Source organism: Paraburkholderia sp. BR10141, from assembly GCF_056155635.1.
The window spans coordinates 437,756-461,677 of record NZ_JBMIQH010000002.1; the positions used below are offsets into that span (position 1 = coordinate 437,756).

The 23,922-nt window shown below is 64.1% G+C and carries 27 protein-coding genes; 14 read left to right on the forward strand and 13 right to left on the reverse strand.

The genetic code is table 11. From position 1 onward, the window contains the following. Positions 1–12: 12 nt before the first annotated feature. Both ACOJB8_RS04635 and ACOJB8_RS04640 read right to left on the reverse strand, forming a co-directional pair. Positions 13–774, reverse strand: coding sequence for an ABC transporter permease (locus ACOJB8_RS04635; protein WP_042270119.1), 762 nt, complete (start codon positions 772–774; stop codon positions 13–15). Further along, complete coding sequence (locus ACOJB8_RS04640; RefSeq protein ID WP_475011188.1) at positions 771–1,766, reverse strand: ABC transporter ATP-binding protein; 996 nt, start codon at positions 1,764–1,766, stop codon at positions 771–773. The genes ACOJB8_RS04635 and ACOJB8_RS04640 overlap by 4 nt, the downstream gene beginning before the upstream one ends. A gap of 171 nt (positions 1,767–1,937) precedes the next feature. Between ACOJB8_RS04640 and ACOJB8_RS04645 the strand changes: the two genes are divergently transcribed. The 8 genes from ACOJB8_RS04645 (at position 1,938) to ACOJB8_RS04680 (ending at position 8,893) form a co-directional block, all read left to right on the forward strand. Continuing rightward, complete coding sequence (locus tag ACOJB8_RS04645) at positions 1,938–2,687, forward strand: IclR family transcriptional regulator (protein ID WP_475011189.1); 750 nt, start codon at positions 1,938–1,940, stop codon at positions 2,685–2,687. 70 nt (positions 2,688–2,757) lie between these two features. Next, positions 2,758–3,513: a transporter substrate-binding domain-containing protein gene (locus ACOJB8_RS04650; protein WP_069263170.1), complete on the forward strand. Its 756-nt coding sequence runs from the start codon at positions 2,758–2,760 to the stop codon at positions 3,511–3,513. A gap of 17 nt (positions 3,514–3,530) precedes the next feature. Beyond that, positions 3,531–4,199 (forward strand): amino acid ABC transporter permease, encoded by a 669-nt coding sequence (locus tag ACOJB8_RS04655; protein WP_069263172.1) that lies wholly within the window; start codon positions 3,531–3,533, stop codon positions 4,197–4,199. Beyond that, on the forward strand, positions 4,196–4,963 hold the full coding sequence (locus tag ACOJB8_RS04660) for an amino acid ABC transporter ATP-binding protein (protein WP_368618262.1): 768 nt from the start codon (positions 4,196–4,198) through the stop codon (positions 4,961–4,963). The genes ACOJB8_RS04655 and ACOJB8_RS04660 overlap by 4 nt, the downstream gene beginning before the upstream one ends. Then, positions 4,960–5,601 carry a HutD/Ves family protein gene (locus ACOJB8_RS04665; RefSeq protein WP_475011192.1) on the forward strand — a complete coding sequence of 214 codons (642 nt, stop codon included), beginning with the start codon at positions 4,960–4,962 and terminating at the stop codon, positions 5,599–5,601. The genes ACOJB8_RS04660 and ACOJB8_RS04665 overlap by 4 nt, the downstream gene beginning before the upstream one ends. A gap of 4 nt (positions 5,602–5,605) precedes the next feature. Next, positions 5,606–7,024: a formimidoylglutamate deiminase gene (locus ACOJB8_RS04670; protein ID WP_475011193.1), complete on the forward strand. Its 1,419-nt coding sequence runs from the start codon at positions 5,606–5,608 to the stop codon at positions 7,022–7,024. Positions 7,025–7,051: 27 nt separating this feature from the next. Further along, positions 7,052–7,861: an N-formylglutamate deformylase gene (gene hutG, locus ACOJB8_RS04675; RefSeq protein ID WP_475011196.1), complete on the forward strand. Its 810-nt coding sequence runs from the start codon at positions 7,052–7,054 to the stop codon at positions 7,859–7,861. A 228-nt stretch (positions 7,862–8,089) separates the two neighbouring features. Continuing rightward, positions 8,090–8,893 carry a transporter substrate-binding domain-containing protein gene (locus ACOJB8_RS04680; protein ID WP_069263183.1) on the forward strand — a complete coding sequence of 268 codons (804 nt, stop codon included), beginning with the start codon at positions 8,090–8,092 and terminating at the stop codon, positions 8,891–8,893. 70 nt (positions 8,894–8,963) lie between these two features. On the opposite strand, the gene ACOJB8_RS04685 is transcribed toward ACOJB8_RS04680, so the two are convergent. Genes ACOJB8_RS04685 through ACOJB8_RS04695 form a run of 3 tightly spaced genes read right to left on the reverse strand, consistent with a single transcriptional unit; the run spans position 8,964 to position 13,019 of the window. After that, positions 8,964–10,286: a c-type cytochrome gene (locus tag ACOJB8_RS04685; protein WP_475011200.1), complete on the reverse strand. Its 1,323-nt coding sequence runs from the start codon at positions 10,284–10,286 to the stop codon at positions 8,964–8,966. 11 nt (positions 10,287–10,297) lie between these two features. Continuing rightward, positions 10,298–12,562 (reverse strand): xanthine dehydrogenase family protein molybdopterin-binding subunit, encoded by a 2,265-nt coding sequence (locus ACOJB8_RS04690; RefSeq protein WP_342948650.1) that lies wholly within the window; start codon positions 12,560–12,562, stop codon positions 10,298–10,300. Position 12,563: 1 nt separating this feature from the next. Continuing rightward, positions 12,564–13,019: a (2Fe-2S)-binding protein gene (locus ACOJB8_RS04695; RefSeq protein WP_475011203.1), complete on the reverse strand. Its 456-nt coding sequence runs from the start codon at positions 13,017–13,019 to the stop codon at positions 12,564–12,566. A 282-nt stretch (positions 13,020–13,301) separates the two neighbouring features. Here ACOJB8_RS04695 and ACOJB8_RS04700 point away from each other — a divergent pair, with 282 nt between their 5' ends. The 4 genes from ACOJB8_RS04700 to ACOJB8_RS04715 all read left to right on the forward strand — a co-directional run bounded on the left by ACOJB8_RS04700 (position 13,302) and on the right by ACOJB8_RS04715 (position 16,806). After that, positions 13,302–13,874, forward strand: coding sequence for a TetR/AcrR family transcriptional regulator (locus tag ACOJB8_RS04700; protein WP_069263191.1), 573 nt, complete (start codon positions 13,302–13,304; stop codon positions 13,872–13,874). Between the two features lie 76 nt (positions 13,875–13,950). After that, complete coding sequence (locus tag ACOJB8_RS04705) at positions 13,951–14,832, forward strand: NAD(P)H-binding protein (protein WP_069263558.1); 882 nt, start codon at positions 13,951–13,953, stop codon at positions 14,830–14,832. Between the two features lie 45 nt (positions 14,833–14,877). Beyond that, positions 14,878–15,594 (forward strand): SDR family oxidoreductase, encoded by a 717-nt coding sequence (locus tag ACOJB8_RS04710; protein ID WP_368618257.1) that lies wholly within the window; start codon positions 14,878–14,880, stop codon positions 15,592–15,594. A 375-nt stretch (positions 15,595–15,969) separates the two neighbouring features. Beyond that, on the forward strand, positions 15,970–16,806 hold the full coding sequence (locus ACOJB8_RS04715) for a hypothetical protein (protein ID WP_475011205.1): 837 nt from the start codon (positions 15,970–15,972) through the stop codon (positions 16,804–16,806). 47 nt (positions 16,807–16,853) lie between these two features. Here the strand turns inward: ACOJB8_RS04715 and ACOJB8_RS04720 are convergent, their stop codons facing one another. After that, positions 16,854–17,372 carry an SET domain-containing protein gene (locus tag ACOJB8_RS04720; protein ID WP_083245191.1) on the reverse strand — a complete coding sequence of 173 codons (519 nt, stop codon included), beginning with the start codon at positions 17,370–17,372 and terminating at the stop codon, positions 16,854–16,856. Between the two features lie 246 nt (positions 17,373–17,618). Here ACOJB8_RS04720 and ACOJB8_RS04725 point away from each other — a divergent pair, with 246 nt between their 5' ends. Further along, positions 17,619–18,074 (forward strand): MarR family winged helix-turn-helix transcriptional regulator, encoded by a 456-nt coding sequence (locus ACOJB8_RS04725; protein WP_069263201.1) that lies wholly within the window; start codon positions 17,619–17,621, stop codon positions 18,072–18,074. A gap of 255 nt (positions 18,075–18,329) precedes the next feature. Here ACOJB8_RS04725 and ACOJB8_RS04730 read toward each other — a convergent pair whose 3' ends face one another. The 7 genes from ACOJB8_RS04730 to ACOJB8_RS04760 form a co-directional block, all read right to left on the reverse strand. Next, entirely contained in the window at positions 18,330–18,743 is a 414-nt protein-coding gene (locus ACOJB8_RS04730) for a VOC family protein (RefSeq protein ID WP_342948654.1), read from the reverse strand. A gap of 27 nt (positions 18,744–18,770) precedes the next feature. Continuing rightward, the gene (locus tag ACOJB8_RS04735) at positions 18,771–19,304 is read right to left on the reverse strand and encodes a helix-turn-helix transcriptional regulator (RefSeq protein WP_475011207.1); all 534 of its coding nucleotides are present in this window, start codon (positions 19,302–19,304) and stop codon (positions 18,771–18,773) included. A gap of 98 nt (positions 19,305–19,402) precedes the next feature. Beyond that, positions 19,403–19,768: a hypothetical protein gene (locus ACOJB8_RS04740; RefSeq protein WP_368618254.1), complete on the reverse strand. Its 366-nt coding sequence runs from the start codon at positions 19,766–19,768 to the stop codon at positions 19,403–19,405. A gap of 265 nt (positions 19,769–20,033) precedes the next feature. Beyond that, positions 20,034–20,801, reverse strand: a complete 768-nt coding sequence (locus ACOJB8_RS04745; RefSeq protein ID WP_342948656.1) for an ABC transporter ATP-binding protein — start codon at positions 20,799–20,801, stop codon at positions 20,034–20,036. Positions 20,802–20,831: 30 nt separating this feature from the next. Next, the gene (locus tag ACOJB8_RS04750; RefSeq protein ID WP_368618253.1) at positions 20,832–21,545 is read right to left on the reverse strand and encodes an ABC transporter permease; all 714 of its coding nucleotides are present in this window, start codon (positions 21,543–21,545) and stop codon (positions 20,832–20,834) included. Continuing rightward, the gene (locus tag ACOJB8_RS04755; protein WP_254315089.1) at positions 21,542–22,231 is read right to left on the reverse strand and encodes an ABC transporter permease; all 690 of its coding nucleotides are present in this window, start codon (positions 22,229–22,231) and stop codon (positions 21,542–21,544) included. Before ACOJB8_RS04755 ends, ACOJB8_RS04750 begins: the two co-directional genes overlap by 4 nt. A 65-nt stretch (positions 22,232–22,296) precedes the next feature. After that, on the reverse strand, positions 22,297–23,055 hold the full coding sequence (locus ACOJB8_RS04760; protein ID WP_342948657.1) for an ABC transporter substrate-binding protein: 759 nt from the start codon (positions 23,053–23,055) through the stop codon (positions 22,297–22,299). 266 nt (positions 23,056–23,321) lie between these two features. Here ACOJB8_RS04760 and ACOJB8_RS04765 point away from each other — a divergent pair. Then, the coding region (locus ACOJB8_RS04765) for an aromatic amino acid lyase (protein ID WP_475011210.1) at positions 23,322–23,922 on the forward strand (601 nt) is incomplete at its 3' end.

Below are 23,922 nucleotides of genomic sequence, written 5' to 3' on the forward strand. Positions count from 1 at the left end.
GATTCGCTAACGTCAGGTTTTCAGCCGGTAGCCCGTCTTGAAGATCCACGCGGTGATCGCGAGGAACAGCGCGAGAAACGCGGCTGTCATGCCGAGACTCACGCCGACGTCGACGTCCGCGAGCCCGTAGAAGCTCCAGCGAAAACCGCTGATGAGATAGACGATCGGGTTGAAGAGCGTGATCACCTTCCACGCCGTCGGCAGCATGTCGACCGAGTAGAAGGCGCCGCCGAGGAACGTGAGCGGCGTGATGACCAACAGTGGGACGATCTGCAGTTTCTCGAAGTTGTCCGCCCAGATGCCGATGATGAAACCGAGCAGGCTGAACGTGACCGCGGTGAGCAGCAGGAACAGCGCCATCCACACGGGATGCTGGATCTGGATCGGCACGAAGAGCGCCGCGGTCGCGAGGATGATGAGCCCGAGCACGACCGACTTGGTCGCCGCCGCGCCGACATAGCTGACCACGATTTCGAGGTAGGACACGGGCGCCGAGAGCAGCTCGTAGATCGTGCCCGTGAAGCGCGGGAAGTAGATGCCGAACGACGCGTTCGAGATGCTCTGCGAGAGCAGCGACAGCATGATCAGGCCCGGCACGATGAACGCGCCGTAGCTGACACCGTTCACTTCCTTGATGCGCGAACCGATGGCAGAGCCGAATACGATGAAGTAGAGCGAAGTCGAAATGACCGGCGCGACAATGCTCTGCATCAGCGTGCGCCGCGTGCGCGCCATTTCGAACCGGTAAATGGCGCGAATTGCGTAATGGTTCATCGGGTAGTTACCTGTCCTTTGCCGTCTTCTGCGACCGAATCTGGCGTGGGCCGTGAAGCGGCCGCCGGGTCTTTATGGACGAGACTCACGAAGATGTCCTCCAGTGAACTCTGGCTCGTTTTCAGGTCCGTGAATCCGATGCCGGCCTCGTTCAGGTTCTTGAGCAGCGTTGTGATGATGTCGTTGCGTTCGTTTTCACTGTCGTAGGTGTAGGTGAGTTCGGCGCCGCCGTCGGCCAGCTCCAGTCCCCAGGCAGCGAGGCCGTCCGGAATCGCGCTCAGCGGGGCGTCGAGCTGCAGCGTCAGCTGTTTGCGGCCGAGCTTGCGCATGAGCACGTCCTTGCGCTCGACGAGCATGATCTTCCCAGCGTTGATCACGCCGATGCGGTCGGCCATCTCCTCCGCCTCGTCGATGTAGTGCGTCGTCAGGATGATCGTCACGCCGTTCGCCTTGAGCCCGCGCACGAGTTCCCACATGTCGCGGCGCAGCTCGACGTCCACACCCGCCGTCGGCTCGTCCAGAAACAGCACTTGCGGCTCGTGCGCGAGCGCCTTCGCGATCAGCACGCGCCGCTTCATGCCGCCCGAGAGCGTCATGATCTTGTTGTTCCGCTTCTCCCACAGCGAGAGGTCGCGCAGCACGCGCTCGACATACGCGGGATTGGGCGGCTTGCCGAACAGGCCGCGGCTGAACGATACGGTGGCCCAGACCGTTTCGAACGCGTCGGTCGTCAACTCCTGCGGCACGAGGCCGATCAGCGAGCGTGCGGCGCGGTAGTCGGTGAGGATATCGTGACCGGCCACGCGCACACTGCCTTCGCTCGCATTGACGATGCCGCAGACGATGCTGATCAGCGTCGTCTTGCCGGCGCCATTCGGCCCCAGCAGCGCGAAGATTTCGCCCCGTGCAATGTCGAGATTGATGTTCGTGAGCGCCCGGAGTCCCGATGCATAGACTTTCGAGAGATTCTCGATGGAGAGGATCGTTTGCATGTGCGTGACATTACCAGAAGCCGGTAAAAGACACCGCGCGGACCCACGCGGGACATCGGACATCGCCAGGGAAAACCCTCGCATGTCATTCCCATTCGTTGGGAATCGTATTTTTGATTTCCGGGAGTGACGTGGCATGCTGAGTGCATCAATTCAGACTTCGTCATTCAGGTGAAACAGGAACCCGGTGTTACCGGCGCAGAGCGCCTGCTACTGGTGCTTTCGGCACTCGCGAGCCGCGGCAAGGCGATGTCCGCGAAGGACATGCTCGCGGCCACAGGGCTCGCGCAAAGCACACTCTACCGCCAGGTCGCGGTGCTCAAGCGCTGGGGCTTCGTGACCGAAGACGCCGGCTACTACGCGCCGGGCCCCATCAGTCTGCAGCTTGCGCTCGGCTTCGACGTCAATTCCCTGCTCGTCGAATCGAGCCGCGAAGGCATGCTGCAACTCGCGCGGACCTCGCAGGAGAGTGTCGGCCTCGTCGTCGCCGTGAACGACCAGGTGGTCTGCCTCGAAATGGTCGAAAGCACGCATTCGCTGCGCTGCTCGTTCGAGAAGGGACGCGCAGTTGCGCTCAAGGCCGGGGCGTCGGCGAGGTCATTGCTCGCGTTCATGCACGAAAAGGCGCGCGGCGAGACGCTCGACCGTCTCTTCGCCGGCGACGCGCCGGGCCGCGCCGCCATGGAAGCGGAACTGGAGCAGATTCGCGCGCGCGGCTACGCGGTGAGCGAAAGCGAAGTCGACCCTGGCGTATGGGGCGTGAGTGCGCCGGTGTTCCGGCGCGTTGCACGGGGCGCGGGCGCCAACGCGTCGATCACCTTGATGGCGCCGTCGTCGCGCGTGGCGGGCCGTGAGCTGCAGCTCGCCGACTGGACCTTGCGCACCGCGCACAGCATTTCCGCCCGTCTGCAAACCGATTGACCGCAACGAACGAAGCCAAAGAACGAAGCCCAAAACCGCAGCGTCCCGAGAAACCACACAGGAGTCCAACATGAAACTGCATAAACTGCTGTCCGCCACGTGCGTCGCCCTCGCCATGTTCGCGGCCGCCGCTCCCGGCACCGCGAGCGCGCAAGCGCAGAACGTCCTCCAGGTCGCGACCGATGCGACGTTCCCGCCGATGGAGTTCACGGAAAACGGTCAGCGCACCGGGTTCGACGTCGACCTGATGAACGCGCTCGCCAAGGCAATGGGCAAGCAGGTCCAGTGGACCGACATCGACTTCAAGGGGCTGATTCCGGGTCTGATCGCGCACCGCTTCGACGCCGCGATTTCCGGTATCTACATCACGCCTGAACGCAGCCAGGTGGTGGACTTCACGCAGCCGTATTTCGCGGGCGGCCTCGTCGCGCTCGTGAAGGCCGACTCGCCCATCAAGACGCTCGCCGATCTCGAGGGCAAGAAGGTCTCGGTTCAGGTCGGCACGAAGTCGGTGAACTTCCTGCGCGACAACTACCCGAAGGTCACGCGCGTCGAGGTCGAGAAGAACCAGGAAATGTTCGATCTGGTCGGCATTGGCCGCGCGGACGCCGCCGTGACGGGCAAGCCCGCCGCGTATCAGTTCGCCCGCACGCGCGCAGGATTTCGCGTGCTCGACACCGAGCTGACGAAGGAAGCCTATGGCATTGCCGTGCGCAAGGACGAACCGCAGCTGCGCGATGCGCTGAACGCTGCGCTGGCGAAGATCAAGGCGGACGGCACCTACGCCCAGATCGTGAACAAGTGGTTCGGCACGGGTTCGAAGTGAACCGGCGGATCTGATCCATGCAACTCGACTTCTCTCCGGCTATCGCCGGTTGGGCCGACATCGCACACGGCGCGCTGGTCACGGTGGAAGTGACCGCCGCGGCGCTCGTGCTCAGCTGCATGCTCGGCCTCCTGATCGGCATCGGCCGGCTCGCGCCGCAACGGCGGCTCGTGTACGGCTTCTGCACGGGCTACCTCGTGTTCTTTCGCGGTACGCCGCTGCTCGTGCAGCTGTTCCTGCTGTTCTTCGGACTGCCGCAATTCAACATCCTGCTTCCGGCGTTCGTCTGCGGCATGCTCGGGCTCGGGCTCTATTCGGCCGCGTATGTCTCGGAGATCGTGCGCGGCGCGATCCAGTCCGTCGATCGCGGGCAGATGGAAGCCGCACGGTCGATCGGCATGTCGTCGGCGCAGGCCATGCGCGCGATCATCCTGCCGCAGGCCGTGGTGCGCATGATTCCGCCGCTCGGCAACGAATTCATCGCGCTCATCAAGAATTCCGCGCTGGTCTCGCTGCTGACGATCGACGACCTGATGCATGAAGGCCAGAAGATCATCAGCGTTTCGTATCGCTCGCTGGAGGTGTATCTCGTGATCGCGCTCGTTTATCTCGTGCTGACACAGACGACCAACTATGCGCTGCATCGCGTCGAGCGCCGCCTGCGCGCGGGAGGGATGGTGCAATGAGCGCGCAACTGGATCCGATCGTCAGCATTCGCGGACTCAAGAAGTCGTTTGGTTCGCACCTCGTGCTCAACGGCATCGACTTCGATATTCAGCCGCAACAGGTCGTCGTGGTGATCGGCCCGAGCGGTTCGGGCAAGAGCACGTTTCTGCGCTGCTGTAATGGCCTCGAGCAGCCCGAGGGCGGCACCGTCGATATCTGCGGTCATCGACTCGTGGAAAACGGCGCGATGCTCAAGGACCGCGCGCTCAATGCGCTGCGTACCGAAGTCGGCATGGTGTTCCAGTCGTTCAATCTGTTTCCGCACCTCTCGGTGCTGCACAACATCACGGTTGGACCGCGCATGTTGCGCGGGGCATCGAAGGCGCAGGCCGAATCCGCCGCGCTTGCGCTGCTCGAGAAAGTCGGGCTCGCGCATAAGGCGCATGTGATGCCGGCGAGCCTTTCGGGCGGCCAGAAGCAGCGTGTCGCCATTGCGCGGGCGCTCGCCATGCAGCCGCGCGTGATGTTGTTCGACGAGCCGACTTCCGCGCTCGACCCTGAGCTGGTTGGCGAGGTGCTGCAGGTCATGAAGCTGCTGGCTTCCGAGGGCATGACGATGGTGGTGGTCACGCACGAAATGGGCTTCGCGAAGGAAGTGGCCGACGTCGTGGTGGTGATGGACGGCGGCGAGATCGTCGAGGCGGGGCCGCCTTCGACGATCTTCACCGCGCCGGCACAGCCGCGCACGCGCAGTTTTCTGCAAGCGGTGTTGTCGCGCACATGAACCGGTCGTCCGCACCCGAAGGCTGCGCAGGTGCAAAGGTGACGCTGCTGCGCGGCGTCGAGCTTGTGCCCGCGCCCTGGAAAAACGGCGGCGGCGTGACGCGCGAAATCGCGACGGGTTGTGCAGCGGGCGCATCGCCCGATGGGTTCGCTTGGCGTGCGAGTCTCGCGGATATCGCGCAAGCCGGGCCGTTTTCGTGCTTCGAGGGCATAGACCGCACGCTCGTGTTGATCGACGGTGCGGCCTTGCACTTGAACGAGGCGCGCGCAGGAGAACAAGAGCCTCATGCCACGCATACGCTGGAACGCGCGCTGGATATCGCCCGCTTTGCCGGTGAAGCCGCAATCGATGCACGGATCGCCGCCGGCCCCGTGCGCGTGTTCAACCTGATGGTGCGCCGGGAGGCCGCGCGCGGCGCGCTCGAAGTGTGGCGCGAGGCAACGCGGCGCAGGGTGCATGCGCAGACCGTGTTGCTGCATGCCGTGCAACGTCAGGCCGAGGTGAGCGTGGCGGGCGAGGGCTTCATCGCGCTCGCGCCCGGCGACACGTTGCGCGTCGATGCGGAGCAAGCCGTGGAGCTCGAAACGTGCGGCGAAGGCGCGCTGCTGGTTGTCATACTCGATATCGCGCAAGCCTGATTTCATGAGCACCCTGATCCCTCCGCTTTCCATGACGAACGCGCTTTTTGCGGAACATGCGTATTTGCCCGGCGGTTGGCGCCGCAATGTGCTGCTCGAATGGGACGCCACGGGCACGCTGCGCGGCGTGACGCCCGACCTCGCGCAAGCGCCTGAAGGCGGCGCGCGTGCGTCGGGCCCGATCATACCTGGCATGCCTAATCTCCATTCGCATGCGTTCCAGCGCGCGATGGCCGGCCTCACCGAATATCGCGCGAATCCCACCGACAGCTTCTGGAGCTGGCGCGACCTGATGTACCGCTTTGCGGCGCGCATCATGCCCGACGATCTTGCCGCGGTCGCGAGCTGGCTCTACGTGGAAATGCTCAAGGCGGGCTACACGTCCGTCTGCGAGTTTCACTATGTGCATCACGCGCAGGACGGCCAGCATTATGCGAGCCCCGCCGAACTGGCGCAGCATGTGGTGGAGGCAGCGAGCGTGACCGGCATCGGCATGACCATGCTGCCCGTGCTCTATCAGTACAGCGGCTTCGGCGCGCAAGCGCCGCGCGACGATCAGCGGCGCTTCATCAACACGCCCGACCATTTGCTCGGCATCGTCGAGGCGCTGCGTGCATGGCGGCCCGAGCACGGCGCGTTGTGCTACGGCGTCGCGCCGCATTCGCTGCGCGCGGTTTCGCCGGACTCGTTGCGTGCGCTGCTGGAAGGCCTGGACCACGCGCTTCCTCACGCGCCCGTGCATATTCACATCGCCGAGCAGAAGGCGGAAGTCGAGGCTTGCCTTGCAACCGAGGGCGCGCGACCCGTGCAATGGCTGCTCGATCGCTTCGATGTGAACGCGCGCTGGTGCCTTGTCCATGCGACGCATATCGATGCGCGGGAGACCGCCGCGCTCGCACAGAGCGGCGCGATTGCGGGCCTGTGCCTCACGACCGAAGCGAATCTCGGCGATGGCATTTTCCCTGCGCGCGAGTATCTCGATGCGGGCGGCGCGTTCGGCATCGGCTCGGACAGCCATATCGGCGTAGACTGGCGCGCCGAATTGCGCTTGCTCGAATACGGTCAGCGGCTCACGCGGCGCGAACGCAACGTGCTCGCGTCGCCAGAGACCGCGCAGGTGGCCGACCGTCTTGTCGACGCGGCGCTCGCGGGCGGCGCGCGCGCGACGGGGCGCGCGGTGGGCGCGCTGCAGGAGGGCGCTCGCGCGGACTGGCTCGTGCTCGACGCGCAGCATCCGAACCTCGCGCAGCAGACGCCGCAAAGCTGGCTATCGTCAGTGGTGTTCTGCGAGCACGGCGAGACGCCGGTGCGCGACGTCTATGTGGGCGGCGAGCAGGTCGTCGCGCAGCGCCGCCACCGAGACGAAGCGCGCCTGTACGCCGATTATCGTAGGGCGTTGAACCATCTCCTTGCCGGCGCGTAAGTGCGCGGCCAACCGAACGGAGCTCCCATGACCGACCTCTTTACGCTCGAACGCGGCACGGCGCCGCTGCTGATCTCGATTCCCCACCTCGGCACCCAGGTTCCCGAGACGCTGCGCGACGCGTATACGGACATCGCGCTCACGGTCGCCGATACCGACTGGCATCTCGACCGGCTCTATGCGTTTGCGAAGACGCTGGGCGCGACGATACTCGGTGCGCGGGTGTCGCGCTATGTGATCGACCTGAACCGGCCGCCCAACGACGAAAGCCTGTATCCGGGGCAGACGACGACTTCGCTGTGCCCGACCGAAACGTTCCGCGGCGAGGCGCTCTATCGCGAGGGCCGCGCGCCTGATGCGCACGAGCGGCTGCGCCGCGTCGCCACCTACTGGCAGCCGTATCACGACGCGCTGCGCGCCGAGCTGCAGCGCCTGCGCGCGCAGCACGCCAACGTGCTGCTGTGGGAGGCGCACTCGATTGCGAGCGTGCTGCCGCGGCTATTCGACGGCAAGCTGTCCGATCTGAACATCGGCACGCAGGACGGGCGCACGGCGGCAGCGCCGGTGCAGGCGGCGGTCGAGCGCGCGGCGGCTGCAAGCGACTTCACGTGGATCGCGAATGGCCGCTTCAAGGGCGGCTACAACACGCGTCACTACGGCGCGCCGCAGGACGGCGTGCATGCGGTGCAACTCGAAATGTGCCAGTCGACGTACATGAGCGAGGCTGCGCCGTTCGACTACGTGCCGTCGCTAGCGCAGAAGGTCGAGCCGGTGGTGAGCGCGATGGTGAGCGGCGCGTTCGAGGCCGTGAAGGCGATGAACGCTGCTGCAGGCTGATTGCGCCGCGCGTGAGCGCGCTATTAAGCGAATCCCTACCTTTCAGAAAGCCGCGGATCTCAAAGGCGATGTGCCCCGTTCCGCACCCCGCCCAGCGCGGGAAAGTACTCAGTTGTGCGGGCTACGAACGCGCTGCCGATCGTAGTATTCTCTAGCGACGCGGCCTCGGGGGGCGCTGATGTGCCATCGCGAAGCAGTCCAGACATCCACATAAAGAGGAGAGGTTGAATGAAGTTGAAGAAGCTCCTGTTCACAAGCGCGCTAGCCGTATCGGCACTCGGATTTACCGCCGTTTCCGCCCATGCGGAAGATCTGCTGGATTCGGTCAAACAGGCCGGGGTGCTCAAGATCGGTCTGGAAGGCACCTATCCCCCGTTCGATTCCCGTGACAGCAAGGGCGACCTGGTCGGCTTCGACGTGGACGTCGCGAAGGCCGTGGCGGCCAAGCTCGGGGTCAAGCCCGAGTTCATTCCCACCGAGTGGAGCGGCATTATCGCCGCGCTGCAGGCCGGCAAGTTCGACGTGATCGTCAATCAGGTGACCATTACGCCGCAACGTCAGCAGGCGCTCGACTTCAGCCAGCCGTACACGTACTCGGCCGCGCAGCTGATCCAGCGCTCCGACGACAAACGCGAATTCAAGACGCTCGACGAATTCAAGGGCGACAAGAAGCTCGGCGTGACGCTCGGCACCAACTATGACCAGATGGCGCGCGCCGTGCAGGGCATCAACGTGCAGACGTATCCCGGCGCGCCCGAGAAGCTGCGCGACCTGGCCGCGAAGCGCATCGACGCGACGATGGACGATCGCCTGATGCTGCCGTACATCATCAAGACGTCGAACCTGCCGCTGCGTCCGGGCGCCGTCTTGCCGGGCGCCGATCAGCAAATGGCCATTCCGTTCCGCAAGGGCAATCCGAAGTTCGAGAAGGCGATCAACGATGCGCTCACCTCGCTCAAGCAGGACGGCACGCTCAAGAAAATCTCCATGCAGTGGTTCGGCCAGGACGTGACGCAACCGCTCGCTCACTAACGCTACAGTCGTTTCACGACAATCGCGCCGGCCGCAATCATGGCCGGCGCGATCGCTTCAACACTCCCTCCTACCGGGCCGCCTGCGTCCTCGTGCGCATCTTCGCGACCTCTGCCGCGCCCACCGCGCCTGCCTTGTTGTTCCAGCCCGCACGAACGAACGTGAGCACATCGGCGATCTGCTTGTCGCTTAGGACATCTGCATAAGCGGGCATGGGGTACGGCGCGGGCATGCCCTGGATCACGAGATCCCCGGTGCCGTTGAGCGTGACGTTGATGAGCGACGACGCGTCCTTCTCCAGCACGTTCGGATTGCCCGCGAGCGGCGCGAACATCGGCGCGAAGCCGCGCCCGTCGGCGCCGTGGCAATGCATGCAATACGCCGTGTAGACGCGCGCGCCCGCATCGTTCGCCGGACGCGAGAGCGACACTTTCGTCGCCTGCGCGTCATAGGCGTAGGCCGCTCCGCCGTCGTCGCCCTTCGCCGGCAGCGACTTCAGGTAGACGGCGATCGCGTTGACGTCCGCGTCGTTCATGCTCTGGGTGCTCTTGTTGATCACGTCGGTCATCGAGCCGAACGCCGAGGCGTGCTGGTTCGCGCCCGTCTTCAGGAACTGCGCGAGGTCCGCTGCGCTCCAGCGCCCGAGGCCCGTGTTGTGCGCGCCGGTCAGGTTCGAGGCGAACCAGCCGTCGAGCAGGGCGCCCGTGAGCCAGGCGTCGCCGCTTTCGTCGAGCGCTTTCTCGTTGAAGCCGATGCCGCGCGGCGTGTGGCACGAGCCGCAATGGCCGAGACCCTGCACGAGGTACGCGCCGCGGTTCCATGCCACGTCCTTGCCCGCTTTGTCCTGGTACGCGCCCTTCTCGAGGAAGACGGCGTTCCAGATCTTGAGCGGCCAGCGCATGTTCATCGGCCACTTGATGTCGGCATCGCGGTTGCTCTGCTTGACCGGTTGCACGCCATGCATGAAGTATGCGTAGAGCGCGGCGACGTCCTCGTCGCGCACCTTCGCATACGAGGGATAAGGCATCGCCGGATAGAGGTTGTGGCCGTCCTTGGCAACGCCCTCGCGCATGGCGCGCGCGAAGTCCGCTTGCGTGTAGCCGCCGATTCCGGTGTCCGGGTCGGGCGTGATGTTGGTCGAGTAGATGCGCCCAAGCGGCGTGTTCATCGGCAGGCCGCCTGCAAACGGCTTGCCGTGCGGCGCCGTGTGGCACGCTGCGCAGTCGCCCACGGCGGCGAGGTAGGCGCCGCGCTGGATCGTGGCGGCGTCCGCAGCGCCCGCCGCGAGGGCGGGGCGCGCAGTCACGCACGCGAATGCTGCTAGCGCGAGCGTGGCACCGGCAATGCGGCGCAAGCCGCGGGCTCGTTGGGATGCGTCGATCGTTTTCGTCATGGTTCGCTCCCTCAAGCCGAGTGCGCGGACGCGCCCGCGTTCACGAGCTGGCGGCCCACTGGCAAGTGGCGCAGACGCTTTCCGGTCGCCGCGTAGATCGCATTCGCCACGGCCGGTATGACTGCCGAGGTCCCGGGTTCGCCGATCCCGCCGGGCGCTTCGGCGCTCTTCACGAGATGCACTTCGATCACCGGTGTCTGGTCGATGCGCATGATCCGGTAGTCGGTGAAATTGGTTTGCGTGACGCGTCCGCGCTCGATCGTGATCTCGCCCCACAGCGCCGCCGTGATACCGAACACGATGCCGCCCTGGATCTGCGCCTCGATGGTCTCCGGGTTCACGGCCATGCCGCAATCCACGGCGCAGACTACGCGGTTCACGCGCACCTCACCGTCGTCCACCGTGACGTCGGCGACCATGCTGAGGAAGCTGCCGAACGCGTGCATCACCGAAACGCCGCGTCCCTGGCCCTTCGGCATGGGTGGTCCCCAGTTCGCGGCGCGCGTGGCCACGTCGAGCACGTTGAGCGCGCGGGGCGACTTGCCGAGCAGGTTGCGGCGGTAGGTGACCGGATCGGTTTTCGCGGCCACGGCCAGTTCGTCGACGAAGCTCTCCACCACGAACGTGCCACGCGTGGGCCCCACGCCGCGCCAGAACGCGGTGGGCACCGCGTGCGGTTCCTGGCGCACGTATTCGATCAGCTGGTTCGGCAGGTCGTAGGGCAGGTCGGCGGCGACTTCGACGGCGTCGGGGTCGACGCCGTGCTGGAACGCGGGGGGCGCAAAGCGCGCCATGATCGAGGAGCCCGCGATGCGATGCTGCCAGGCCACGGGCTTGCCGTTCGCGTCGAGTCCGGCCGAGAGACGGTCGTAGTAATACGGCCGGTACATGTCGTGCTGGATATCTTCTTCGCGCGTATAGAAGACCTTGACAGGCACGCCGACCTGTTTGGCGATCTTGACGGCCTGGGTAATGAAATCGGTTTCGAGTCGCCGCCCGAAGCCGCCGCCAAGCAGGTGATTGTGCAGCGTGACCTGCTCGGGCTTCAGACCCGTGACGGCCACGGCCGCATCCACGGCGCGCGTGGGCACCTGGCTGCCCACCCAGATTTCGCAGCTATCGGGTTGCACGTGGACCGTGCAGTTGACCGGCTCCATCGTTGCGTGTGCAAGGAAGGGCTGCTGATAGACGGCGTCGATGCGCGTTTTTGCGGTGCCGAACCCCTGCTGCACGTCGCCGTCCTTGCGCGCGACGGCGCCTTCGCGTTGCGAGGCGCTCGCGAGATCGGCGACGATCTGCTGCATCGAAACCGTCGCGCCCGCGCCTTCGTTCCACTCGACGACGAGCGCAGCAGCGCCTCGTTTCGCGGCCCAGGTGTGCGCGCCGATCACGGCCACGGCGTTGTCGATCTTCACGACCTGCTTGACGCCGGGAACCTGCTTCGCGTGCGTGTCGTCGACCTTCGCGAGCGTGCCGCCGAACACAGGACAGTTCACGATGGCGGCGTAGACCATGTCGGGCAGGCGCACGTCGAGGCCGAAAAGCGCCGAGCCGTCCACCTTCTCCGGCGAGTCGAGGCGCTTTGTGGGCTTGCCGACCAGCGTGAAGTCTTTCGGCTCCTTGAGCGCGACCTTCTGCGGTACGGGCAGATGAGCGGCCGCATCGACGAGCTGGCCATAGGCGATGCGCCGCCCGCTCGCGTCGTGCAGCACCTCGCCCGCTTTGGCGTGGCAGGTTGCCGGATCGACTTGCCACTGCTGCGCCGCCGCCTGGATCAGAACGGTGCGCGCGGCGGCGCCCGCTTCGCGCATGGGCTGCCAGGCAAAGCGAATCGACGTCGAGCCGCCCGTGAGCTGGCCGCCCAGCAGCGGATCGGTGAAGAGCTTCGCGTTGGGCGGCGCGTGATCGATCGTGACGCTATCGAGCGGCACTTCGAGTTCTTCCGCGATCAGCATCGGAATCGAGGTGTACACGCCTTGCCCCATCTCCACCTTCGGGACGATGAGCGTGACCTTGCCCGAGCGGTCGATCTGCACGAAGGCGTTCGGCTCGAACACGCCGTCTTGCGGGGCTTCGTTGCCGTCGCCGCCTACGACCGATCGGCGCGTCTGGCTGTCGCCCTGCGCGCCGGCAGAAAAGCTGATGCCGAGCAGCAGGCCGCCGCCCGCCGCCGCGCCGAGCTTGAGAAACGTGCGTCGCGAGAGTGGGCCGCTTGCGGTGACATGAAGCTTGCGTTCTGGCGCGCCGTTTTGCGCATCGAGGAGACCTTGTGACATCTCAGGCCTCCTTCGCGGCTTGCTTGATGGCCGCGCGAATGCGCGCATAGGTGCCACAGCGGCAGATGTTGCCCGCCATGGCGGCGTCGATATCCGCGTCGCTCGGGTTCGGATTCGCGGCGATGAGCGCGGTCGCCGACATCACCTGCCCCGATTGACAGTAGCCGCACTGCACGACGTCGATCTCGCGCCAGGCCTTCTGCACCTTCTGTCCGGCGGGGGTGGCGCCGATCGCCTCGATGGTGGTGATCTTGCGGCCCGCAACGACCGCGACGGGCAGCACGCACGAGCGCGCGGCCTCACCGTCGAGATGCACCGTGCATGCGCCGCACTGCGCAATACCGCAGCCGAACTTCGTGCCGGTGAGGCCGACGATGTCGCGCAGGACCCAGAGCAGCGGCATGTCGGGCGGCGCGTCGACCGTATGAGTTTCTCCGTTGATTGTCAACGTCGTCATGGAGGGGGCTCTCCGAGAGTGGGGATTTGTCGTACTTGATCGTGCAATCGAAGCGTCCGCGCGCTGGCTGTTTCGCCTCTGCTGCCTAATGAGCCAGCCAAAGCGATGGCCAGTGGGCGCGGCCTTTCGACAACCGCACGAGTGTAGCGCCGCCGTTAAATACGTGCAGAAAACGGTCCGTGTGGCTGCCCTGCGATGTTCGCGTCGCCAAAACGCGCCTTGACTTCCATTTAGATGATAAGTACCATCTAAATAACAACTAAGCACGGAGCGCGGGTCATCATGAGGAAGTCGAAGGTAGAAACGGCGCAGACGCGGGAGCGCATCGTGGAAGTCGCCGCCGGGGCATTCAGGGCGAATGGCATCCATGCAACGGGACTCGCCGACGTAATGGCCGCCGCCGGACTTTCGCATGGCGGCTTTTACCGCCATTTCGAGTCGAAGGACCAACTGGTTGCCGAGGCGTGCGAAGTGGGGCTGGCCGGCATCGTCGAGAACCTCGTCGCCGCTGCGGATGGGGCCACGGGCGAGGACGCGTTCCGCGCTGTCGTGGACGCGTACATGTCCACCGGTCATCGCGACGCGCGAGCGAACGGTTGCCCGCTTGCCGGCATGGGCAGCGAGCTGGCGCGCGCGGACGACGCGACGCGCGCGGCGGCGTCGCGCGGGTTCGACGCGCTGGTGGACATGCTGGCGGCGCGCATGGCGACACCGGAGGAAGAGGCAGACCGCTCGCAGGCCGTTTTCGCACTCGCGGCCATGATCGGCGCGCTGACCATGGCGCGCATCATCCCCGATCCGGACGCTTCTGCGTCGCTGCTGGAAGACGTCAGGCAACACATCGAATCGATCTGAATGAAAGCTGTCGCCAGAGACTGGCGATTTTATTTGCTTACCTATGTGCATATGCACTTTCGGCGGAGAACTCATCATGCAACAGCGTAAATTTCTGATTACCGGCGCCACGGGCAAAACCGGCGTGCACGTGGTCAACAACCTGCTCGAAGCCGGACACGCGGTTCGCGCAATGGTCCGTGCGGAAGACGCGCGCAGTGCCTCGCTGCGCGCCGCCGGCGCCGAAGTCGTGGTGGGCGATCTGCTCGATCACGACGACCTGATTCGCGCCACCTCGGGCGTGACGGGCGCTTACCTGTGCTATCCCGTCAGTCCCGGGTTCATTCAGGGCACCGCGTATTTCGCGGACGCCGCGCGCCGCGCCGGACTCGAAGTCGTCGTGGAAATGTCGCAGATCTCCGCGCGCGAGAACGCGAAGAGCCACGCCGCGCGCGATCACTGGATCGCCGAGCGCGTGCTCGACTGGTCAGGGGTGCCGACCATTCATGTTCGCCCGACCTTCTTTTCCGAATGGCTGATTTTCCCGTGGGTGCGCGACACCATCGTCAACGAAGGACAGATCACGCTGCCTTACGGAGCGGGACGCCACGCGCCGATCGCCGCCGTTGATCAGGCGCGCTTCATCGCCACGGTGCTCGCGCAGCCGTCGGGCCATATTGGCAAGCGCTACGAGCTTTGCGGGCCGGTCGAACTCGACCACCATGGCATTGCCGACGAGATCGGCAAGGTCATCGACCGGAAGATCGTTTATCGCCCGGGCACGCTCGACGAATATCGCGCACATTTGCAGAAGTACGACCTTCCCGAGTTTGCGATCCAGCATTTCATCGAAGTCGCCGTCGATTACCAGAACGGCGTGTTCAAGGGTACCGACAGCATCATCGAGCAAGTGACCGGAAAAGCGCCGCAGACGGTAGAGACGTTCATTCGCGCCCACCGCGAGCGCTTCCCGGCCTGATTTCAAACTATCACTGTCCATGACTCATTCTTTTGGAGATTCGAAATGAAGATCAGGAATTCCGTTGTGTTTGTAACCGGCGCAAGCCGTGGCCTCGGTCTGGCTTTTGCACGCGAGGCGTTAGCCCGCGGGGCCGCGAAGGTCTATGCAGGGGTGCGCAACCCGGAAGGCTTTAGCGAACCCGGCATCATTCCGCTCAAGATAGACGTGACGGATCCGGACTCCGTTACGGCGGCCGCCAAGATCGCCTCGGACGTGACCGTGCTCGTGAACAACGCGGGCATTGCGGAAATTCTCGCGTCCCCGCTTGCGGCAGAGGCGGAAGACCAGGCGCGGCGCATCTTCGAAACGAACTTTTATGGCGTCATTCGCACGACGCGCGCGTTCGAAGCCGTGCTGCCCAGCGATGGCAACGGTGGCGTAATTAACGTGCTCTCCGATGTTTCGTGGCGAGCCGTGCCGTTCCTCGCGCCGTATTCCGCTTCGAAGGCGGCGGCCTGGAGCTATACCAACAACATCCGTCTGCACTTCAGGGAACGCAAGATCGGCGTGGTCGGCGTGCATGTCGGCTTCGTGGATACCGATCTCACGAAGGATTTCGACGTGCCGAAAGCGAGTCCCGTCGATGTCGTTCGCCAGGCCTACGATGCGCTCGAAACGGGAGAGAGCGAAGTGCTCGCGGATGCGGGCAGCCGTGAACTGAAGCAATCGCTTTCGGCTGCGGTGCCGGGATATATCGACCCCGCGGTGCTGCAGGCATAGCGTGCCGTAGCAGGCCGCCAAGTGCCGGTGCTGCCGCACGCGCATGAAGACCGCGCGGCTCCGGCCCTCTATGTCGGCTGGACGTGGGGCGAAGTGCCGAGTGCGACAGGTTTCGAATCATCGTTTCGATCCACGGATGATTCGAACTGCGAAGGTTTGAATTCTTGTATCGGCAGTTAAGGCGAGCAGTTCCTCCGTTGCTTTCTCTGTGTGAGATTGCCCACACAACCCGCATTTACGGTCTTGAGCGTCGTGCCAAAACAGCTGATTGTTGAAGAGAGGGCTCCCGCCACGCGAATGTCACGAACAGGCTTTGAAGAGCAGCCGGCTGCGCAGCCTCTCATCTCTTTGAAGCGCAAGCACGCGGAGCCGCACATGTTCAACAGCACCGTACTCGAAGTCGGCATTGGTTTAGTGTTCTGCTATTTCGCGGTGAGCCTTGCCGTCAGCACCGTGACCGAGCTTTTTGCGTCGCTCTTGCAGTTGCGCGCGAAATGTCTGCTATCTGGCATCAAGCAGATCCTGAACGACCCGCAGTTCAACGGCATGGCGCGCGACCTCTACAACCACGCGCTCGTGAGCCCGCGCGACTCTGGGGACGCGACGAATGCGAGCGACCTGAAGTATAAGCCCTCTTATATTCCGTCGAAGGACTTTGCCCTCGCGATGATCGATATCCTTCGGCGCGCGCCCGGCGCGGGCCAGGACATCGGTCAGTCGATTGCCACCATACAGAACCAGCAGTTGAGGGAGGTATTGCAGGCGATGTACCGCCACGCCAACCAGGATGTCGGCCAGTTTTCGGACGCGCTCGGCAAGTGGTTCGACAACGGCATGGACAGGCTCTCCGGCACCTACAAGCGCTGGTCGCAGTTCATTTCATTTGCCGTGGCGCTCGTCATCGTGATCGCACTGAACATCGATACGGTGTTTCTGTTCAGGATTCTATGGTTGCATCCCTCGCTCGCGGGTGCGTTGCACGCAAACGCGTCTTCCGGCGCGGTTTCCCTGATGAACCAGTTGCCGATCGGGTGGCAAAGGGATGGTGCCTATGCAGACGGCGTGGCCTGGATGATCGTCGGCTGGCTGCTCACGGCGAGTGCAACGTTGTTCGGCGCGCCGTTCTGGTTCGACCTGCTGCAAAACGTGACGAACCTGCGCGGAACCGGACCGTCCACCGACGCCGCCGCACGCAAAACGGCTTCGAATTGAGGGACAGCCGGCTCAATCGCCCCTCGGCAAAGTCAGTTCCGCATCGCCTAAAACAGGCTGACTACGCTGACGATGCTGCTCACGCCGGTGTCGGCGACAACACCGGCGCTGACACCAACGCCAACACTGGCGCCGGCGAGCATCGTCCCGCGGCACACCGGCGCGCCGCAGCGGCAGGTGTATTCGCGCACGTTGTCTTCGCAGGCGTCGTCGGGCAATTCGAGCGCGTAGTCGATGAACAGCTCTTCGCCTGGCAGGATGTCGCGGCACGCGTCGATGAACACGTGGCCGTTGATTTCGATGGTTTCGCAGTTCGCCTGGCACGCGTGATTGAGCCAGCGCGCCCAGTTGCCGCCCTGGCCGCCGTCGATTACGCGGCCATCGGAAAGGCCGAAGAGAAACGTATGCGCGCCGTCTTCACGCAGACGATAACGCCGGGCCGCGCTACGCCAGCTCATGATCTTGCCTTTGTATTCAAAGATGCGCTCGCCGGCCCGCAGGGGACGCAACGCATAGACGCCTTTTCCATGCACCGGCGACTGCCGGACAGTCATTCGTTTGCTCATGGCCATCTTCGCGCGTTGAACGCGTGCAGTATAAGCGGCTACGATGAATGCGAGTGATGAAAATGGATATGGCCATCGACGCTGCGTATTGCGTCTTCGCACACTGCATGCACCGTATTGAAGCGGAAGGCGCCCACTCTTCGCTCCTGACAAGTGTGCGCCCCACAGTTGACCTCGCGGGCAGGATCAGGGCAACATACCCGGGTTTCTTTCGCGGGTTTGCGGATCCAATTCTCGAGTGGGCATATGGCAAGCACGAATGAGCCAGGCGCAGACGCCTCGCTGACCTATCGGCTGAAGGCATTGACCAAGATCGCCGACCGCATGAGCAGTGAGATGTCGCGCGACAAGCTGGGTGTGCCGTATCCGGAGGCAAGCATCATCGCCGCGATCGGCACGTTCGGTCCGCAAACCGTGATGGATATCTCGCGGCGCGCCAACCTCGACAAGAGTCAGGCGAGCCGCACGGTGGAGGCCATGCTCTCGAAGGAGATCCTCGCGCGCACGGGCAACGACAAGGATGGGCGCAGCGTCATCATTTCGCTCACCGCCGAAGGCCGCAAGATCTTCAAGAAGATCGGCCCGACCCTGGACAAGCGCGACAGCGACCTTTACCACGGGCTGAACGAGGCCGAGCGCGTTGCGCTGCGCTTCCTGCTCGACAAGATCCTCGCGTCACACGGCTGGGACGCCACGCCCTGACCGCCTCCTGATCCGTGCATGATTTTCCGGTACGCGATCAGTCATTGAATTGTCATCAAATTGCCACCGCGAAGTGCAGTGACGCCTGGTGGTGCGCCAGGCGTTAACGCTCAGTGGCACCCAAGCATAAAAGAATGGCAATGAATCGAAAAGCGCTTCAATGGATTCATGAGCATTGGCGAAACGTATCTGGACCGGGTGGGCGATCGCGCGCGCGTGCGAGTCATCGCCTTCGAAGCCGCGCATGCCTGGCCGCTATGACTGCTTCGGCGCCTGGATCATCTTCCAGCCGTTGCCGGCGGGATCGCGGAAACCCGCGTCGACGCTGCCGTAGCGGTCGACCGGCTCCTGGGTGAATTCCACGCCCAGGCCCTTCAGGCGCTCGTAACTTGCGCGGCAGTCGGCCACGGCGAGTACGAGGGGCGGCATGGCGCCCTTGGCGACCATGGCGCGCAGCGTTTGCGCGGTGGCCTCGTCGTGAACGGGCGGCCCGGGCAGGAAAAGCCCGAGCTGGAAGGATGACTGCTCCGGGTGCTGGACCGTGAGCCAGCGGTACGCGCCATTGCGCACGTCGGTATGCACACGGAATCCGAGTTTGTCGACGTAGAACTTGAGTGCCGCGTCCTGGTCGTCGACGTATAGGCCCACCACATTGATACCCTGATTCATAACACCTCCCTGGTTAGTGACCGCAATTCAGGGCCGCACTTTAGCGTTGCCCGCACGCCGCCGCTTCTCCAAAACTGCTGTCGTGAGGTCGGGGCGCTGTGCGGCTTTCAGCACACAGGCGGGCACGCGGTCGATCCCGGGCAGGTTGGCCCGCGCCTGAACACGCATGGCGCTGGGGCTCGAGCCGGTCACGTCGCGGAACGTGCGGCCAAAGGTGCCCAAACTCTCCCAGCCGGTGGCGAAGGCGATATCCGTGATGTCGAGATTGGTGTCGCGCAGCAGGGCGGTGGCTTGCTCGATGCGCCGCGTGAGCAGGTAGCGATGCGGCGGGAGGCCGAAGGCGCGCTTGAAGGAACGCGCGAAATGCGCTTCGGATACGCCGCTGACCTCGGCCAGGCGCTTGACGGGCCAGGCCTCGTGAGAGGCGGCGTCCATGCGGTCCTTCGCGCGCAATAGACGGCGCAGCAGTGCCGGGTCGAGCAGGGGCTCGGCGTCGGCCGGTTCAGGATGCGCATGGGTGAGCGTGGGCGCATCGGCGTGCAGAGCTGCGCTAGCTGGCATGCACTCGTCTGGAGTGGGCGGCATGCCGGTAGTTTAGGCCCAACGGCGATCGATGGCCGACGATTGGCTTTCGATTGGTTGGGCCTGCCAGGCGTCGCTCACTGCGAGTCGACGAACTGGATGATCTCGCCGTTGTCGCGCTTGAGATACAGGTCGGCGCCTTTCATGCGCACTTCGTTGCACGAATACGGCATCTTGCTGCCTTTGCTGCAGATCTTGCCGTCCTCGGCTTTCCAGTCGCCGTGATCGGCAAAGCCCTTGCTCGACTTGAAGTCGTAGTCGCCGTTGTTGCCGTACTGCACATGCCACGTGCTCCCGTCGGCAATCTTGATGTCGAACGCCTTGCCCGAGAGGCGTTGCTGGATGTCGGCCGCGCTGGGGCTCGCGGAACCGTCCGGGAATGCCGCCGAGTCCGCAAAAGCCGCAGCGGGAACGATGAGCAGGAGGGCAAGCAGCTTCTTCATGGGAGGTCTCCTGAAAAGCCGGATTACTGCCTTGCTTCGACACGATGGAGCGGCGCGCTCGTCCGGCGGATAGCCCGACGCGAGGCGTGGAGGCGGGCGTTGGACGTCGCTCCCGTTGACGTTTCACTATAGCGCCGGGCGCTTGCGCCAATGTGGCCTGGCGCACACAAGGCGTGTAACCGGGGCTGCACGTCGATGCCCGCGCATCGTTGCGCATGCCCCCGAGGTGCGTTGGCGGGCCGTGAAACGACTGCCCGCCACGACCTTACTTCAACCGTCCCGCGAGGAACTGCTGGAGCCGCTCGCTGCGCGGCGCATTGAGCACTTCCTTGGGGTCGCCTTGCTCTTCGATCTTACCCTTGTGCAGAAACACGACGTGATTCGACACGTTGCGCGCGAAGCCCATTTCGTGCGTGACGACGATCATGGTGCGGCCTTCCTCCGCGAGCTTCTGCATGACCTTGAGCACTTCGCCCACGAGTTCGGGGTCGAGCGCGGAGGTGGGCTCGTCGAACAGCATCACTTCGGGCTCCATCGCCAGCGCGCGGGCGATCGCCACGCGTTGCTGCTGGCCGCCGGAAAGGTGCGAGGGGTACTTGTGCTCGACACCCGCGGCCAGCCCCACCTTGTCGAGGTACTTGCGCGCGCGGGCCTCGGCATCGCTGCGGGAGAGGCCAAGCACGCTGACCGGCGCCTCGATGATGTTCTCGAGCACGGTCATATGCGCCCAGAGATTGAAGTGCTGAAAGACCATCGAAAGGCGAGTACGCATTTTTTGAAGCTGCTTCGGATCGCTCACGCGCAGCGCGCCGCCACGGTCGGCGCTCGTGCGGATCTCCTCGCCGTTGAGCGTGATGCGTCCCGAGCAGGGCGATTCGAGAAAGTTAATGCAACGCAGGAACGTGCTCTTTCCCGAACCGCTCGATCCGATCAGGCTGATCACGTCGCCAGCCTTTGCCTTGAGCGATACGCCCTTCAAAACCTCGTTCTCGCCGAACTTCTTGTGCAGGTCGTCGACTATCAGCTTGTACATACTCGGTTCACTCCATCGGGACTGAAATTCTTAATGGCCTTGCGGCTTCAAATAGGCCAGCACACGTGTTTCGAGGCGGCGGAAACCCCAGATCAGGGCGAAGACGATGGACGCATAGAGCGCCGCCGCGATGCCGTACGCCTGGAACGTCATATAGGTGGCGGAATTCGCATCGCGCGCCACTTTCAGGATGTCGGGCACGGTCGCGGTGAACGCCAGCGTCGTCGCGTGCAGCATGAGGATCACCTCGTTGCTGTACGAAGGCAGCGCGCGTCGAAATGCCGAAGGCAGGATGATGCGCGTGTAGATTTTGGTCTTCGACATGCCATACGCCTGGGCCGCTTCGATCTCGCCATACGCGGTCTCGCGAATCGCGCCCGCGAAAATCTCGGTGGCGTAGGCGCACTCGTTCAATGCAAAGGCCAGCAGCGTGCAATTCATGGCACTGCGAAAGAAGTCGCCAAGTACCGGATTGGCTTGCACGAAGTGCAGGCTGTAGAGACCGGTGTAGAAGAGCAGCAACTGCACATAGAGCGGCGTGCCGCGGAACACGTACGTATAGACCCAGACCGGCCGCGAAAGCCACCGGTTGCGCGACGCGCGTGCAATGGCGAGCGGGACGGCAAGCAGGAAGCCCACCACGATCGACACGACCAGCAGCCAGAGCGTGATGGCGAGGCCGCTCGTGTTGAAGCCGTCGCTGAACAGATAGTTGGGCCAGTATTGACGAAGCAGTTCGATCACAGCGCTGCCCTCCGCACACCGGTCGAATAGCGCTTTTCGAGGCGGTGCAGTGCCAGGTTGGAAACCGTCGTGATGGCGAGATAAATCGCGCCGGTCACAAGCGTGAAGAAGAAGAACGCCTGGGTGGCCTTGCCCGCGTCCTGCGCGGCCTTCACCACATCGGCGAGACCGATGATCGAGACGAGCGCCGTGGCCTTCACGAGCACCTGCCAGTTGTTGCCGATGCCCGGCAGCGCGAAACGCATCATCTGCGGGAACAGGATGCGCGTGAACACGCGCGTGGAACTCATGCCGTAGGCGAAACCGGCTTCGATCTGCCCGCGCGGCACGGCGAGAAACGCGCCGCGGAAGGTCTCCGTGAAATACGCGCCGTAAATGAAGCCGAGCGTGATGACGCCGGCCACGAACGGGTCGATGTCGATCTGGTCCATGCCCATCATGTCGGTTACGTCGTTGAGCCAGATCTGGATGCTGTAGAACAGCAGCAGCATGAGCACGAGATCGGGCACCGCGCGAATCAGCGTGGTGTACGCCGTGCCGATGCGCGAGAGCATGCGGTTGGGCGAGAGCTTCGCGGCAGCGCCCGCAAGCCCGAGCAGAAACGCGGCGCCGAGCGAGAGCACCGCGAGCTTGATGGTTTCCCACGTGCCCGCAAGGAGCAGCGGGCCGAAGCCTTGAAAGACCATGGAAGGATGTCCTTGTTCAGGGGAGCAGCGCTCCCCCTGGTTGTTGCAGATGAAGACGGCGGCGCTTAACCGCCGTACACGTCGAAGTCGAAATACTTCGACTCGATCTTCTTGTACGTGCCGTCCTTGATCATGTCGGCGATCGTCTTGTCGATCTTCGCCTTGAGGTCGGCATCTTCCTTGCGCAGGCCGATCGCGGCGGCGCCCGTGGGGATTTCCGCGCCCGCGAATCCAAAGCCTGCGCCGCGCGGCGTCTTCAGGAAGCCGAGGTTGGCCTGCACTTCGTCTTGCAGCGCGGCGTCGAGGCGCCCCGACTGCAGATCCAGATAGACCTGGTCCTGGTTCTGGTAGGGAATCACGTTGACGCCCTTGGGCGCCCAGTTTTGCTTCGCGTAGGTCTCCTGAATCGAGCCCTGCTCGACGCCCACCGTCTTGCCTTGCAGCGAAGCGATGGTCGGCTGCAGCGGCGAGCCCTGCTTCGCGACGAGGCGCGTCGGCGTGTTGAAGAGCTTGGCCGAGAAGGCGATCTGCTGCTCGCGCTGGGGGGTGATCGTGAGCGCAGAGAGCGCGCCGTCGAACTTCCTGGCCTTGAGGCCTGGGATCATGCCGTCGAAATCCTCCTCGACCCACACGCACCTGGCGTTCAGGCGCCGGCAGATTTCGTTGCCGAGGTCGATGTCGAAACCGACCAGCTTGCCATCGGTCGCCTTCGACTCGAACGGCGCGTAGCTCGCGTCGGTGCCGAAGCGGATCGTGGACCAGTCTTTCGCATACGCGCCACCGGCGGCAAGGGCGAGGGCGACACAGAAGGCAAGTTTCTTCATGAAGTCTCCGATAGGAATGGTTGGCGTGTGCCCGGTCATGGACTGGAGGTCCGGCCCGGCAAGTTGTCTATACAATTATCGATGTGGCGAAGAGACCGGCAATCGGTGTTATCACCTGGGGATTTCACTGTGCTGCAATCGAAAGACGGCGTAATTCAGGCGTCAGAAAGCCGGAATTCGGGTATACGTGGAGCGGATTGAACTTGTATAGACAAGCTCGTTTCGGTAATCTGATTCCACCTTGTCCAGACAACTTTGACACCGCAATGAACCTCAAACTCACTCCCGGCAATCTGACCCTGTCCCAACTGCGCCAGATCGCGCGTGCCGATGAAAACGGCGGCGTGAAGCTCGAACTCGATCCGGCCAGCTTCGCGGCCATCGACGCAGGCGCACGTGCCGTTGCCGAGATCACGGCGAAGGGCGAGCCCGCCTACGGCATCAACACGGGCTTCGGGCGTCTGGCGAGTACGCACATTCCGCGTGAGCAGCTCGAACTCCTGCAGCGCAACCTGGTGCTCTCGCACGCCGTGGGCGTGGGCGAGCCGATGTCGCGTCCGGTCGTGCGCCTCTTGATGGCGCTGAAGCTGTCGAGCCTGGGCCGCGGCCATTCGGGCATCCGCCGCGAAGTGATGGACACGCTCATCACGCTGTTCAATGCCGACGTGCTGCCCGTGATTCCGGTGAAGGGTTCCGTGGGCGCCTCCGGCGACCTCGCGCCGCTCGCGCATATGTCCTGCGTGTTGCTGGGTGTCGGCGACGTGTTCGCGAAGGGCGAGCGCATGAGCGCGGTCGAGGGCCTGCGTCTCGTCGGCCTCAAGCCGCTCGCGCTGCAGGCCAAGGAAGGTCTCGCGCTGCTCAACGGCA

Excerpts from the sequence above, each read along its gene's own strand:
- ACOJB8_RS04635 (WP_042270119.1), bottom strand. The coding sequence starts at position 774 with ATGAACCATTACGCAATTCGCGCCATTTACCGGTTCGAAATGGCGCGC.
- ACOJB8_RS04640 (WP_475011188.1), bottom strand. The coding sequence starts at position 1,766 with ATGCAAACGATCCTCTCCATCGAGAATCTCTCGAAAGTCTATGCATCG.
- ACOJB8_RS04650 (WP_069263170.1), top strand. The coding sequence starts at position 2,758 with ATGAAACTGCATAAACTGCTGTCCGCCACGTGCGTCGCCCTCGCCATG.
- ACOJB8_RS04655 (WP_069263172.1), top strand. The coding sequence starts at position 3,531 with ATGCAACTCGACTTCTCTCCGGCTATCGCCGGTTGGGCCGACATCGCA.
- ACOJB8_RS04660 (WP_368618262.1), top strand. The coding sequence starts at position 4,196 with ATGAGCGCGCAACTGGATCCGATCGTCAGCATTCGCGGACTCAAGAAG.
- ACOJB8_RS04665 (WP_475011192.1), top strand. The coding sequence starts at position 4,960 with ATGAACCGGTCGTCCGCACCCGAAGGCTGCGCAGGTGCAAAGGTGACG.
- ACOJB8_RS04670 (WP_475011193.1), top strand. The coding sequence starts at position 5,606 with ATGAGCACCCTGATCCCTCCGCTTTCCATGACGAACGCGCTTTTTGCG.
- hutG (WP_475011196.1), top strand. The coding sequence starts at position 7,052 with ATGACCGACCTCTTTACGCTCGAACGCGGCACGGCGCCGCTGCTGATC.
- ACOJB8_RS04680 (WP_069263183.1), top strand. The coding sequence starts at position 8,090 with ATGAAGTTGAAGAAGCTCCTGTTCACAAGCGCGCTAGCCGTATCGGCA.
- ACOJB8_RS04685 (WP_475011200.1), bottom strand. The coding sequence starts at position 10,286 with ATGACGAAAACGATCGACGCATCCCAACGAGCCCGCGGCTTGCGCCGC.
- ACOJB8_RS04690 (WP_342948650.1), bottom strand. The coding sequence starts at position 12,562 with ATGTCACAAGGTCTCCTCGATGCGCAAAACGGCGCGCCAGAACGCAAG.
- ACOJB8_RS04695 (WP_475011203.1), bottom strand. The coding sequence starts at position 13,019 with ATGACGACGTTGACAATCAACGGAGAAACTCATACGGTCGACGCGCCG.
- ACOJB8_RS04700 (WP_069263191.1), top strand. The coding sequence starts at position 13,302 with ATGAGGAAGTCGAAGGTAGAAACGGCGCAGACGCGGGAGCGCATCGTG.
- ACOJB8_RS04705 (WP_069263558.1), top strand. The coding sequence starts at position 13,951 with ATGCAACAGCGTAAATTTCTGATTACCGGCGCCACGGGCAAAACCGGC.
- ACOJB8_RS04710 (WP_368618257.1), top strand. The coding sequence starts at position 14,878 with ATGAAGATCAGGAATTCCGTTGTGTTTGTAACCGGCGCAAGCCGTGGC.
- ACOJB8_RS04715 (WP_475011205.1), top strand. The coding sequence starts at position 15,970 with ATGTTCAACAGCACCGTACTCGAAGTCGGCATTGGTTTAGTGTTCTGC.
- ACOJB8_RS04720 (WP_083245191.1), bottom strand. The coding sequence starts at position 17,372 with ATGAGCAAACGAATGACTGTCCGGCAGTCGCCGGTGCATGGAAAAGGC.
- ACOJB8_RS04725 (WP_069263201.1), top strand. The coding sequence starts at position 17,619 with ATGGCAAGCACGAATGAGCCAGGCGCAGACGCCTCGCTGACCTATCGG.
- ACOJB8_RS04730 (WP_342948654.1), bottom strand. The coding sequence starts at position 18,743 with ATGAATCAGGGTATCAATGTGGTGGGCCTATACGTCGACGACCAGGAC.
- ACOJB8_RS04735 (WP_475011207.1), bottom strand. The coding sequence starts at position 19,304 with ATGCCAGCTAGCGCAGCTCTGCACGCCGATGCGCCCACGCTCACCCAT.
- ACOJB8_RS04740 (WP_368618254.1), bottom strand. The coding sequence starts at position 19,768 with ATGAAGAAGCTGCTTGCCCTCCTGCTCATCGTTCCCGCTGCGGCTTTT.
- ACOJB8_RS04745 (WP_342948656.1), bottom strand. The coding sequence starts at position 20,801 with ATGTACAAGCTGATAGTCGACGACCTGCACAAGAAGTTCGGCGAGAAC.
- ACOJB8_RS04755 (WP_254315089.1), bottom strand. The coding sequence starts at position 22,231 with ATGGTCTTTCAAGGCTTCGGCCCGCTGCTCCTTGCGGGCACGTGGGAA.
- ACOJB8_RS04760 (WP_342948657.1), bottom strand. The coding sequence starts at position 23,055 with ATGAAGAAACTTGCCTTCTGTGTCGCCCTCGCCCTTGCCGCCGGTGGC.